This window comes from Pseudomonas sp. GD04158 (genome assembly GCF_029834875.1).
GTDB lineage: Bacteria > Pseudomonadota > Gammaproteobacteria > Pseudomonadales > Pseudomonadaceae > Aquipseudomonas > Aquipseudomonas hydrolytica.
The window spans coordinates 1-12,763 of record NZ_JAODYT010000012.1 but is presented as its reverse complement, the minus strand read 5'-3'; the positions used below and the strand labels follow the sequence as shown (position 1 = coordinate 12,763).

The following is a 12,763-nucleotide window of genomic DNA, read 5'->3' as shown; positions in this document are numbered from 1 at the left end:
GCTTGGCTTTCTGCCACCATACTCGCTGCCCTTTACAGATACCAGCCTGCCCTGCCTCGGGCAATCGTCATCGGGGCGCCCCTAGGGGCCCCTAGGGGAGTCCCCGATATCGCACCGACGTACCAGTCTCTATCGTTGAGGCATTCCCCCTCCGATAGAGATCAGCTCCCGTGCTCGCCTACTCCGCTCTCTGGACAGGTATCGCCATCAGCCTCGCCGGGCTTGCCGCCGGCATGCCCTGGCTGATCGGCGCAGGCTGCGCCATCAGTGCGCTGGCTGCGCTTTTTCAGCGCCCCCCGCGTGCATCCCTGCCTCTCGCTGCAAGCCTGGATGAAGCCCCCGTCGACACGACGCCGCAGCCGCGTGTCGAGCCGCTGCTGCTCGAAGTGCTGCCGGCCTGGAGCCAGAACCTCGGTCAGGTGCGCCAGCTGGTACAGGAAAACATCCAGCGCCTGTTCGAACGCTTTGCCGGGCTCAGCGGCCGCCTGGAGCAGACCCTGAGCAGTTCGGAACAGGCCATCGGCGGTGGCGGCGTAGCCGACAGCCTGCGCGAGGCGCATCAGCGCCTGGACGAAGTCATCGCCTCCTTCCATGGCGCCAGTGCGCGCAAGAACGAGCTGCTCGGCACCATCGCCCACCTCGACAGCTACGCCAGCGAGCTGCAGAAGATGTCGAAACTGGTGCAGGACATCGCCAGCCAGACCAACCTGCTCGCCCTCAACGCCGCCATTGAGGCGGCCCGCGCCGGCGAGCATGGCCGCGGCTTCTCGGTGGTCGCCGACGAGGTGCGCAAGCTCTCCAGCCTGTCCGCCGAGACCGGCCAGCGCATGGGCGAGAAGGTCGGCGAAATCAACCAGGCGATCCGCGCCACGGTAATCGCCGCCGAGGAACTCTCCGGCAGCGAGAAGAGCAATCTCGACTACCTCGACCAGGTCGCCGGCGAAGTGATGCAGCGCCTGAGCACCAACCTCGACGAACTCTCCAGCAGCTCCCTGCAGCTGCAGCAGGACGCTCGCACCACCCAGGCAGACATCCAGGAAATCATCGTCAGCCTGCAGTTCCAGGACCGCACCGACCAGATGCTCGACCACCTGCAGATCGACCTGGGTCGCCTGCAGCAGGCCGTACGCGAGCAGGACGGCATCCTCGCCAACCCGACACGCTGGCTCAAGGAACTGCGCGACCGCTTCACCACCGACGAAGAACGCCACGGTGGTAGACGCAGCGCCAAACAGCACGACGACGTGACCTTTTTCTGATCAGCCAAGGAGCAACCCGGCATGGCCAAGACCATTCTGATAGTCGACGACTCCCTCTCCATGCGCCAGCTGGTGAAGATGACCCTTTCCGGCGCCGGCCACACCGTCATCGAGGCGGTGGACGGGCGCGACGCCCTGAGCAAGCTCAACGGACAGAAGATCAACCTGATCATCAGCGACGTGAACATGCCCAACCTCGACGGCATCGGCCTGGTCAAGGAAGTGAAGGCGCGCAACGAATACCGCTTCACCCCCATCGTCATGCTCACCACCGAGAGCGAACAGGGCAAGAAAGCCGAAGGCCAGGCCGCCGGTGCCAAGGCCTGGATCGTCAAGCCGTTCCAGCCGCAGCAACTGCTGGCGGCCGTCGACAAGCTGGCCAGCTGAAATGTTCGAGCTGATCCATGACCCACGGCAGCAGCCCGAGCGCCTGGCGCTGCTCGGCAGCCTGACCATCTACGAGGTGCGCCAGGCCCACGAAGCGCTGCTGGCCGCGCTGACCGGCAGTGCCGCAGGCGGCCACTGGCAGCTCGACCTCGGCCAGCTGGAAGAACTGGACAGTGCCGGCGCCCAGCTGCTGCTGGCCCTGCAGCGTCAGCTGACGCAACAACAGACGCGCCTGGAAGTCGTCAGCGCCGCCGACGCTCCGCGCGAGCTGCTGGAGGTGCTGCGCCTGCAGTCGCTGCTCCCCACCACCCCAACGGCGCAGGCCTGAGCCGGAGACGCAGATGCTCAATGGAGAACAATGGAGCCAGCTGCTCCGCGGTTTCATCGACGAAGCCGGCGACCTGATCAAACAGGCCGAGGAGTACCTGCTGCAGCTGGACCAGACGCCCGAGGACGAGGATGCCGTCAACGGCCTGTTTCGCGCCATGCACACCCTCAAGGGCTCGGCCGGACTGTTCTCCCTGACGCCACTGGTCAGCTTCACCCATCACCTGGAAAGCCTGCTGATGTCGGTGCGCGACAGCCAGCGCAAGCTGGAGCCGGCCCTGGTCTCGCTGATGCTGCGCTGCCTGGATGAAATCGCCACCATGGTGGCGCTGATCGATGTCGACTCCGGCGAGCTGCCGGTAGACGAGACGCACCAGAACGAACTGCTCGCCGCCCTCGCCGCCTACGGCGCGCCCGCAAGCGTCGAGCCTGCCGCCGCACCAGCCGCCGCTTCTCCACGCCCCTGTGCGCAACGTGGCGCCTTCGAGCGCTGCGCCGGCTGCGACGCGGATGGCGCCTGGCACATTTCCCTGCGATTCGAAGCGGACCTGCTGCGCAACGGCTTCGATCCGGCGTCCTTCGTCCGCTACCTGACGCGTCTGGGCGACATCCTTCGCCTCGAAGTGATCGACGAGGCCCTGCCCTCGCTGGCCGAGATGGACCCGGAAAGCTGCTACATCGGTCTGGAGATCGACCTGTGCAGCGAGGCCAGCAAGGCCGAGATAGAGGAAGTCTTCGAATTCATCCACGACTTCTGCACCCTGCGCATCCTGCCGCCGCACAGCGCCCAGGAGGACTATCTGCGACTGATTCAGGAGCTGCCGGAAACCGACCAGCGCATCGGCAGCATGCTGATCGCCAGCGGCCTGCTCACCGAGCACGAGCTCAACCAGGGCCTGGCCCTGCAGGCACAGGCAGAGCCGGAAAAGGCGCCACTGGGCAGCGTGCTGGTGGAAGAAGGCATGGTTGCGCCGCAGGTGGTCAATGCCGCCCTGGCCAAACAACAGTCGGTCCGCGAAAAACGCAGCCAGGAAAGCACGCAGATCCGCGTCGCCGCGCACAAGCTCGACGAGCTGATCAACCTGGTCGGTGAGCTGGTGATCAGCGCCGCCGGCGCCCAGCTGCGCGCCCAGGCCCACGGCGATGCCGGCTGCGTGGAAAGCACCCAGACCGTCAACCAGCACGTCGAGCAGATCCGCGAGGCGGCGCTGAAACTGCGCATGATCGAGATCGGCGACACCTTCAACCGCTTCCACCGGGTGGTGCGCGATGTCAGCCAACAGCTGGGCAAGGACATTCGCCTGCAGATCCGCGGCGCCGATACCGAGCTGGACAAGTCGGTGATCGACAAGCTCGCTGACCCGCTCACCCACCTAGTGCGCAACGCCATCGACCACGGCATCGAGTCCGCCGAGCAGCGTCTGGCCGCCGGCAAGCCGGCCGAAGGCCAGCTGCAGCTCAACGCCTACCACGAATCGGGAATGATCGTCATCGAAGTGGCCGACGACGGCCGCGGGCTGAATACCGAGCGCATCCGCCAGAAGGCCATCGATCGCGGCCTGATCGACGCCCAGGCCAACCTGGCCGAACCGGACATCCACGCCCTGGTGTTCGCCGCCGGCTTCTCCACCGCCGACAGCGTCTCCGACCTCTCCGGCCGCGGAGTCGGCATGGACGTGGTACGCAGCGTCATCGATGGCCTGCGCGGCAGCATCGAGATCGACTCGGTGCTCGGCGCCGGCTGCACCTTCCGCATCCGCCTGCCGCTGACCCTGGCGATCATCGACGGCTTCCTGATCAGCCTCGGCGACGAATATTTCGTGGTGCCCCTGGACATGGTCACCGAGTGCCTGGAAATGGACGCCGAGCAGCTTGGCGACAGCACCTACGGCTATCTGACCCTGCGTGGCAAACCGCTGCCGTGCATCTCCCTGGCGGCGCACTTCGATCTGCCGGCCAGCCGCAGCAAGCGCCGCAACATCGTGGTGGTCAACCTCGGCCGGCAACAGGCCGGGCTGGTGGTCGACCATCTGCACGGCGAACTGCAAACCGTGATCAAGCCGCTCGGCCTGCTGTTCCAGCATCTGCAAGGCATCGGCGGCTCGACCATCCTGGGCAGCGGGCAGGTCGCGCTGATCCTGGATATACCCAGTCTTTTCCGTCATCTGCAAAACCATGTGGAAGCCAACGGCGGCGATCGTCGCCAGTCGCATCCGCACATCAGTGGCTCCTGAGGAGTAACCCACCATGCAATTCATCCGCAATCTCAAGATCGGTGTCAGGCTGATCGCCGGCTTTACCCTGGTGGTGATCCTCACGGTCGCCATCGGTGCGCTGGGCATCCGCAACCTGGCCGAGGTCAGCCATCTGTCCGATCGCATGTACGAGAACGACATGCTCGGCCTGAACGCGCTGCAGGAAGCAAACACCCAGCTGATCGTCGCCGGCCGCTCGCTGCGCGCCGCGCTGCTGGCCAGTGACGAAGCGGCTCGCGACACGGCCGCCAACAGGGCCTTCAAGGCGCTGGGCGATACCAAGGCGCTGGTGGAGCAATCGAAGAACTCCTTCATCACCGACGAGGGCAAGGCCTTCGTCAATCGCCTGGATCAACCGCTGAACGATTACGCCGTGCTGCTGGAACAGCTGCTCAGGTCCTACCTGGCTTCCGGTACCCTGGCCACGGAAACCGGCATCAGCGCGCAGATGCCGGAGCTGTCCCGCCGCGGCGAGATCATCGACAACCTGCTCAGCGAGGTGGTCAGCCACAAGCGTGACCGGGCCCAGGAAGCCAACCAGCAGATCAACCAGATCTACACCAGTTCGCGTACCCAGATGATCGTCCTGATCCTGATCGCCGCAGTGCTCGGCTTCGCCATCGGCATCTTCATCACCCGCTCCATCTCACGACCACTGAACCGTGCAGTGGGCGTGGCCAACAGCCTCGCAGAGGGCGACCTGACGGTCAGCGTCGAGGCCGACAGCCGCGACGAGACCGGCCGCCTGCTCGCTTCGATGCAGCATATGACCGAGCGCCTGCGCACCGTCATGGCCGACGTGCGCAGCGCTGCCGACTCGCTGTCCTCGGCGTCCGAGGAGGTCAGCGCCACCTCGCAGTCGCTGAGCCAGGCCGCCACCGAACAGGCCGCCAGCGTCGAGGAAACCACCGCCTCGGTGGAGCAGATGTCCGCCTCCATCGCGCAGAACACCGAGAGCGCGCAGATCACCGACGGCATCGCCGGCAAGGCCGCCAACGATGCGGTGCAAGGTGGCCAGGCGGTACGCGACATGGTGCTGGCCATGAAGCAGATCGCCGACAAGATCGGCATCATCGACGACATCGCCTATCAGACCAACCTGCTGGCCCTCAACGCAGCCATCGAAGCGGCGCGCGCCGGTGACCACGGCAAGGGCTTCGCGGTGGTCGCGGCCGAGGTGCGCAAGCTTGCCGAACGCAGCCAGGTGGCCGCCCAGGAGATCGGTGGCGTGGCCAGCAACAGCGTGCACCTGGCCGAACAGGCCGGCGCCCTGCTCGACCAGATCGTGCCGAACATCCAGAAGACCTCGGACCTGGTGCAGGAGATCACCGCTGCCTCGCAGGAGCAGAGCACCGGCGCCGGGCAGATCAACATCGCCATGGGTCAGATGAACCAGATCACCCAGCAGAACGCTTCGGCCTCCGAGGAGCTGGCCGCCACCGCCGAGGAGATGAACGCCCAGGCCAGCCAGTTGCAGGAGCTGATCAGCTATTTCCGCCTGGGCACCAGCAGCCCCGCCAAGGCGCCACGGCGCGACGAGCGCAGCCCGAGCAACGTGCGCGAACTGCGCCGCAACAGCGAACGCAAGGCGCCTGCGGCCCCGGCCGATGAAGGCCAGTTCGTCAACTTCAACTGAGGGCCCTGGCATGAACGGTCTATCCGCCAGCCATCAGGTGGCCCCGCCGGACAGCGTGCAGCACCTGTCGTTTCGCGTGCGCGACGCGCGCTACGCCCTGCCCATCGAGCTGGTGCGGGAAATCATCGAGTACGGCCAGGTGACCACGGTGCCGATGATGCCGAGCTTCATCCACGGCGTGATCAACCTGCGCGGCAACGTGGTGCCGGTGCTGGATCTGGCCGCCCGCTTCGGCTTCGAGCTGACCCAGCCGGGCAAGCGCACCTGCATCGTGATCATCGAGCTGAACCTGGACGAGCAGCAGCAACGCATCGGCCTGGTGGTCGATGCGGTCGACGCGGTGCTCGACATCGAACCGGGAGAAGTCGAGCAGGCGCCACCGTTCGGCGCCGGCATCCGTACCGACTTCATCGCCGGCATGGCCCGGGACAACGGTGGTTTCACCATCATCATCGACGTGCGGCGGGTGCTGTCGCTCGACGATATCCGCCAGTTGAGCCTCGCCCAGCAGGCCAGTTGATGCCAACCGGTCACCTACCCAAGCTCAACGATCAAGACTTCCGCTTCCTCCAGCGCCTGATGCTGGAGGAATCGGGCATTCGCATGGCCGAACAGAAACGCACCCTGGTCGCAGGGCGCCTGATGGGCCGCCTGCGCTCGCTGCAGTTGCAGGACTACAGCCAGTATCTGCAACTGCTCAACCGGCCGGAGTCGGTGGACGAGCGGCGTACCGTGATCGATCTGCTGACCACCAACGAAACCTACTTCTTCCGCGAGCCGCAGCACTTCACCGTGCTCGGCGAATGGGTCGCACGCCAGCGCCGGCCACTGCACCTGTGGAGCGCCGCCAGCTCCTCCGGCGAGGAGGCCTTCAGCATGGCGATGACCGTGGCCGAGCACGCCCGCACCCAGGACTGGTCGGTATTCGCCAGCGATATCAGCCGCCGCGTGCTGGAGCGCGCGCGCAGTGCCACCTACTCCATCGACCAGGCCGGGCAGTTCCCCGCCGGCTGGCTCAAGCGTCATTGCCTGCGCGGCGTGGAGGAAAGCGAGGGGTTGCTGCGCATCAGCCAGCCGCTGCGTCACCGCGTGACCTTCGCCGAGGTCAACCTGATGCGCCCGCTGCCTCAGGGCATCGGCCCGTTCGACGTGATCTTCCTGCGCAACGTGCTGATCTACTTCGCCGCCGAGCAGAAACGCGAGATCGTCAACCGCCTGCTCGAGCGCCTGCGCCCGGGCGGTCTGCTATTCATCGGCCACGCCGAAAGCCTACACGGTTTCGGCCTGCCGCTACGCACCCTGCGCCCGTCGGTCTTCGAGCGCCAATGACGCCACTGCCTGGAGTGCCACCATGCCCAGCGCCGCACAGATCAAGGTATTCATCGTCGACGACTCGGCACTGGTGCGTCAGGTGCTGACGGCCTGCCTGGAAAGCCATCCGGGCATCGAGGTGATCGGCCAGGCCGCCGACCCGCTGTTCGCCCTGGAAAAGATGCACAGGCAATGGCCCGACGTGCTGGTGCTGGACGTGGAAATGCCGCGCATGGACGGCATCACCTTCCTGCGCAAGATCATGGCCGAACGGCCGACGCCGGCGATCATCTGCTCCACCCTCACCGAGGCCGGCGCCGCGGTGACCCTGGATGCACTGGCCGCCGGCGCGGTGGGCGTGTTCACCAAGGCCAGGCTGGGCCTGCGCGAAAGCCTGCAGCAGATGTCCGGCGATCTGATCCGCCAGATCGAGATCGCCGCCCGCAGCCAGCCGCGGGCCATGCCGCGCAAGGCCGTGGAAACGGCCCCCGTCGCGCCGGCAAAAAGCGAGCGCGCGCCGGCGGTGCACCTGACCACCACCGACCGCGTGGTGGCGCTGGGCACCTCCACCGGCGGCACCCAGGCCCTGGAGGTGGTGCTGCGCCAACTGCCGGTGGATTGCCCCGGCATCGTCATCGTCCAGCACATGCCGGAGAAGTTCACCGCCGCCTTCGCCCAGCGCCTGGACAGCGTCTGCGCCATCGAAGTGCGCGAGGCGCGGCATATGGACCGCGTGCGCCCCGGCCTGGCACTGGTGGCGCCGGGCGGCCGCCACATGCAGCTCAAGCGCAGCGGCGCGCAATACTTCGTCGAAGTGCTCGACGGCCCGCCGGTCAACCGTCACCGTCCGTCGGTGGACGTGCTGTTCCGCTCGGTGGCCCGGCATGCCGGGCACAATGCGCTGGGGGTGATCATGACCGGCATGGGCGACGATGGCGCCCGCGGCCTGCTCAGCATGCGCGAAGCCGGCGCACGCACCGTGGCCCAGGACGAGGCCAGCTGCGTGGTCTTCGGCATGCCCAAGGAGGCCCTGCGCCTGGGTGCGGCGCAAGGCACCGAATCCTTGCAGGGCATACCGCGCTTGATCGAGCAGTACGGGCGTGGCTGAGCCGCCTGGCATTGACCGATCCGTCAACCTTGACCTGACATCTCGGCAGCATGGGCTATGCTCAAGTCGGTGCGGCGCCGCATGCTCGATCAATCGGACTCGCAACATATTCCGCGTCACCCGCCGGTCGGCCGCTAGCCATGGATTTCCGGACTTCCGTCCGGACTAATAGGGAGCGTCCCTCATGCACAGTTCTTGTTTCCGCCCCCATCTCCGAACCGTCAAGGCGGTGCAGCCATGACCTGCCGGGTATTGCTGGCCGACGACCACGCGGTGATTCGCGCCGGCGTACGCGCGATGATCCAGGACATCGAGGACTACACCATCGTCGGCGAGGCCGAGGACGGTAAGGAAACCGTGGAGCTGGCCCGCGAGCTGGAGCCGGACATCATCCTGCTGGACATCTCCATGAAGCGGGTCAGCGGCCTGGAAGCCCTGCAGGTACTGAACCGTCACTCGCCGGACTGCAAGGTGCTGATCCTGTCCATGCACACCGGCCCGGAAGTGGTACTCGAAGCCCTGCAAAAAGGTGCCCACGGCTACCTGCTCAAGGACGCCGCCGCCTTCGAGCTACGCCTGGCGCTGGAGGCGGTACGCCGCGGCGACCGCTACCTGAGCTCGGCCATCGTGCAACCGGTGATCGAACAGGCGGTCTCCAAGGTCAATGCCCACGCCGAGCATGGCCTGACCCAACGCCAGCTGGAGATACTGCGCCTGATCACCCGCGGCGAATCGACCCGTTCCATCGCCAATGGCCTGGGCCTGAGCGTGAAGACCGTGGAGGCGCACCGCGCGCAGATCATGAAGCGCCTGCAGATTCATGACGTGCCGAGCCTGGTGCTCTACGCCGTGCGCGAAGGCATCATCAGCCCGGACGACTGAGCGCCGGCCTAGCCTGCACCGCCGAGCAGCGCGCACCCCGGCGGCAGGTGCATGCGCAGCGCTGCCGGGCAGGTCTCGAAGCGCAACCGATTGCTTTGCGTCGGCTCGCCATCGAGATTCAGGGCCAGGCCTTCCGGCGCCTCCAGCTCGACCTGAGGCAGCCGTGCACGGATCGACACCGTCTCCAGACCGAGCATGCCACCCGACAGCAGGGTGCCGAGGGTCGCCGGAATGTCCTGCGGCGCCGGCACGATGCACAGGTCGAGCATGCCGTCGTCGGCCAGCGCTTCCGGGCACAGCACGTGGCCGCCCCCGGCCTGACGGCCGTTGCCGATGCCCATGGCGAGAAAGTCCCCCTCCCACTCGAAACCGGGCCCATGGAAACGGCCGAATGCCGAGCGCAGTTCGGCAAATCGGCTGAGGCCGGTAAGCAGATAGGCAGCCCCGCCGAAGACCTTCTTCATCTCCTCGGAGGTATGCGCGGTCACGGTGGAGCCAAAGCCGCCAGTGGCCATGTTGAGGAACACCCGCCCGTCCGCCAGGCCCAGATCCACCGGTCGCGGCTCGACCTCAAGCAGCTGCAGGGCTTCCATCGGTGCCAGCGGCACCCCGGCAGCGCGGGCGAAGTCGTTGGCCGTGCCCAGCGGCAGCATGGCCAGGCTGGCCTCGGCGCCGGCCTCCAGCATGGCCTCGGCCACATCGCGCAAGGTGCCGTCGCCGCCGCCCGCGATCAGAGTCGGGTAGCCGCCGGCCAGCCCCTCCCGCACCAGACGCTCGGCGTCGCCGGCTTCCCAGGTCAGGCGTACCGCCAGCTCCCAGCCCTGCTCGCGCAGGTTGTGCACTGCCGCCCGCACCTCTTCGTTCAGTGCCTGCTTGCCATGCAGGATCAGCCAGGCCTTGCGCTCGCGCATCGCAGTGCTCCTCGTGGGCCTGGGACAGCCGGAACTCGCCCAGGCAATTTATCCAATTTGCAGATCATTACACTTAAATATTTGCGCTTTTAAATCGATTGAATCAAACAGATCATGAGCGCCATCGACATCGCACGGGACTGAACCCGTGCATGACTGGAGGATTGACCATGATCGATGTACGTCCGTTCGAACAACTCGGTGGCGCTCACCACGGTTGGCTGAATGCCCGCCATCACTTTTCCTTCGCCGAATACTACGATGCCGAGCGGATGAACTGGGGCCGCCTGCGCGTCTGGAACGACGATGAGATCGCGCCGCACTCGGGCTTCCCGCCTCATCCGCACCGCGACATGGAGATCATCACCTACGTTCGCGAAGGGGCGATCAGCCATCAGGACAACCTGGGCAACAAGGGCCGTACCGAAGCGGGCGACGTGCAGGTGATGAGCGCCGGCACCGGCATCGCCCACAGCGAGTACAACCTGGAGGACGAGACCACCAAGATCTTCCAGATCTGGATCCAGCCGAACCAGGCCGGGTTGCCGCCGTCCTGGGGCGCCAAGCCGTTCCCCAAAGGCGATCGCTCCGGAGCCTTCGTCACCCTGGCCAGCGGCTACGAGGAAGACGTCGACGCCCTGCGCATCCGCACCGATGCGCGCCTGGTAGCGGCCACGGTCAAGGCCGGGCAAAGCGCCGAGTACGTGCTGCAGCCGGGTCGCAAGGCCTATCTGGTGGGCGCCACCGGCGCCTTCACGGTCAACGGCGTAGCGGCCAAGGCACGCGACGGCGTGGCCATCGCCGATGAAACGCTGATCCGCATCGAGGCCCAGGAAGACAGCGAAATCGTGCTGGTGGATGTCGCCTGATGCCAAACCAATCGCCCTCCGCTTAGGAGGGCGATCTTTTTTGTAGGAGCCAGCTTGCTGGCGATCATCGATTAACGGCATCGCCAGCAAGCCGGCTGCTACGACACCTTCCGCACGCTCACGCCGGATAGCCGGTGATCTTGCGAATGCGCTGGTACAGCGGCTTGAGCTGACGATACATGCGCTGATAGACCTGCCCGTAGAGCTGCTGGTAAACGCGCTGGGCCTCCGGGTTCGGCTGGAATACCTGACCGACGCGGGTCATGGCGGCGATGGCGCTCGGGTAATCGGCGTGCAGCCCCAGGCCGACCGCACAGTTGATCGCCGCGCCCAGGCCGCTGGTCTCGTACAGGTGCGGGCGTTCGGCCGGCAGGCCGAAGATGTCGGCGGTCAGCTGCATCGCCGCATCGCTCTGCGAACCGCCACCGGACACACGCAGGCGCTCGATACGGGTGCCGGCGCGTTTCTCGATGCGCTCCTTGCCCTGACGCAGGGCATAGGCCAATCCCTCCAGAATCGCCCGATACAAATGCGCGCGGGTATGCACATCGCCAAAGCCGATGATCGAGCCCTTGGCCTCCAGGCCCGGCTCGCGGATGCCCGGCGTCCAGTACGGCTGCAACATCAGGCCCATGGAGCCGGGCGGCACGGCATTAACCAGCTCGTCGAACAGCGCCTCGGGCGGCACGCCGAGCGCCTCGGCACGTTGCATCTCGCGCAGGCCGAATTCGCGCTTGAACCAGCTGACCATCCAGAAACCGCGGTAGATCATCACCTCGGTATTGAAGTGATCCGGCAGCGCCGCCGGGTACGGCGGAATCAGCGGGATGGTTTCCAGATAACGGCTGCGTATGGTGTTGATGGTCGCGGTGGTGCCGTAGGACAGGCACGCGGTGCCGGCGTCCAGGGCGCCGGAACCCAATACCTCGCAGGCCTTGTCGGCGCCGGCGGCGATCAGCGGCAGGCCCTCGGGAATACCGGTATGACGGCTGGCGGAGGCCGTGATGCTGCCCAGTCGCTCGCCCGGCTTGAACAGCTCGGGCAGCTGCTCGGGGCGCACCTTCAGCGCCTGCCATTTCCAGTCGCCCGGCGCCGCCCAGCGCAGGCGCTTGTAGTCGAACGGCAGGTAGGCCACGCAGCTGCTGGTGGAATCGACGAAACGGCCACACAGGCGCTGGGTGAGAAACCCGGACAGCAGCAGTACCTTGTGCGTGCGATCCGCGATGTCCGGCTGATGCTGAGCCACCCAGTTGACCTCGGCCTGGGCGCGGAAGTGATCCACCGCCTCCTCGGCCCGCGCCAGCTTGAACAGCCAGCCCCACATCCCCTTGATACGCCCAGCCACATCAGCACGACGCTGGTCGAGCCAGAGAATCGCCGGGCGCAGCGGCGCACCCTGCTCATCGACATGGATGATGCTGCCACGCTGGGTGGTGACGGCGACGCCGCGGATCAGTCTGCGGTCGATGTCCACCTGCTGCCACAGCAGCCGGCAGGCCTCGCCGAGGCTGGCCCAGTAGTACTCCGGGTCCTGCTCGGCCCAGCCCGGCTGGCTGGAGAAATAGGGGTCCAGCTCCACCTTGCCCTTGGCCAGCAGATTGCCCTGGGTATCGAACAGCAGCGCACGCACGCTCTGGGTGCCGTTGTCGATGCTCAGCAGGTAGCTTGGTTCGCTCAAGGTGTGGTCCTTATCGTGGTCGTTCGTTGGTGCGCACGGCGCACCCTACGGCAGGCTGTAACAGCGTTGCCATAGCGCCAGGTAGTTGGTTTCTTCCTGCTGCCAGCGCGCATCGCTCCAGCCCAGGCGCGGCTGGCACA

At 66.3% G+C, this 12,763-nt stretch carries 12 protein-coding genes; 10 read left to right on the top strand and 2 right to left on the bottom strand.

Annotation, left to right across the window (positions count from 1 at the left end; translation table 11 throughout):
* Positions 1-170 precede the first annotated feature (170 nt).
* From N7333_RS07205 to N7333_RS07165, 9 genes are all read left to right on the top strand, one after another.
* Complete coding sequence (locus tag N7333_RS07205) at positions 171-1,259, top strand: methyl-accepting chemotaxis protein (RefSeq protein WP_003245284.1); 1,089 nt, start codon at positions 171-173, stop codon at positions 1,257-1,259.
* Between the two features lie 21 nt (positions 1,260-1,280).
* Positions 1,281-1,646: a response regulator gene (locus N7333_RS07200; protein WP_003245288.1), complete on the top strand. Its 366-nt coding sequence runs from the start codon at positions 1,281-1,283 to the stop codon at positions 1,644-1,646.
* A 1-nt stretch (position 1,647) separates the two neighbouring features.
* Positions 1,648-1,974: an STAS domain-containing protein gene (locus N7333_RS07195; RefSeq protein WP_003245289.1), complete on the top strand. Its 327-nt coding sequence runs from the start codon at positions 1,648-1,650 to the stop codon at positions 1,972-1,974.
* Between the two features lie 13 nt (positions 1,975-1,987).
* Positions 1,988-4,207, top strand: coding sequence for a chemotaxis protein CheA (locus N7333_RS07190; protein WP_129481460.1), 2,220 nt, complete (start codon positions 1,988-1,990; stop codon positions 4,205-4,207).
* 13 nt (positions 4,208-4,220) lie between these two features.
* Positions 4,221-5,864, top strand: a complete 1,644-nt coding sequence (locus N7333_RS07185) for a methyl-accepting chemotaxis protein (protein WP_003245295.1) — start codon at positions 4,221-4,223, stop codon at positions 5,862-5,864.
* 10 nt (positions 5,865-5,874) lie between these two features.
* Positions 5,875-6,384, top strand: a complete 510-nt coding sequence (locus N7333_RS07180) for a chemotaxis protein CheW (RefSeq protein WP_003245296.1) — start codon at positions 5,875-5,877, stop codon at positions 6,382-6,384.
* Positions 6,384-7,193, top strand: a complete 810-nt coding sequence (locus tag N7333_RS07175) for a CheR family methyltransferase (protein ID WP_003245298.1) — start codon at positions 6,384-6,386, stop codon at positions 7,191-7,193. The genes N7333_RS07180 and N7333_RS07175 overlap by 1 nt, the downstream gene beginning before the upstream one ends.
* 22 nt (positions 7,194-7,215) lie before the next feature.
* Positions 7,216-8,283 (top strand): chemotaxis response regulator protein-glutamate methylesterase, encoded by a 1,068-nt coding sequence (locus tag N7333_RS07170; protein ID WP_003245300.1) that lies wholly within the window; start codon positions 7,216-7,218, stop codon positions 8,281-8,283.
* Between the two features lie 237 nt (positions 8,284-8,520).
* Positions 8,521-9,165, top strand: a complete 645-nt coding sequence (locus N7333_RS07165) for a response regulator transcription factor (RefSeq protein WP_003245302.1) — start codon at positions 8,521-8,523, stop codon at positions 9,163-9,165.
* A gap of 8 nt (positions 9,166-9,173) precedes the next feature.
* Here the strand turns inward: N7333_RS07165 and yegS are convergent, their stop codons facing one another.
* The gene (gene yegS, locus N7333_RS07160) at positions 9,174-10,076 is read right to left on the bottom strand and encodes a lipid kinase YegS (RefSeq protein WP_129481461.1); all 903 of its coding nucleotides are present in this window, start codon (positions 10,074-10,076) and stop codon (positions 9,174-9,176) included.
* 170 nt (positions 10,077-10,246) lie between these two features.
* Here yegS and N7333_RS07155 point away from each other — a divergent pair, with 170 nt between their 5' ends.
* Positions 10,247-10,945, top strand: coding sequence for a pirin family protein (locus N7333_RS07155; RefSeq protein ID WP_024307522.1), 699 nt, complete (start codon positions 10,247-10,249; stop codon positions 10,943-10,945).
* A gap of 118 nt (positions 10,946-11,063) precedes the next feature.
* Here the strand turns inward: N7333_RS07155 and N7333_RS07150 are convergent, their stop codons facing one another.
* A complete protein-coding gene (locus N7333_RS07150) occupies positions 11,064-12,623 on the bottom strand; it encodes an FGGY-family carbohydrate kinase (protein WP_129481462.1) in 1,560 nt (519 codons plus the stop codon).
* Positions 12,624-12,763: the final 140 nt, after the last annotated feature.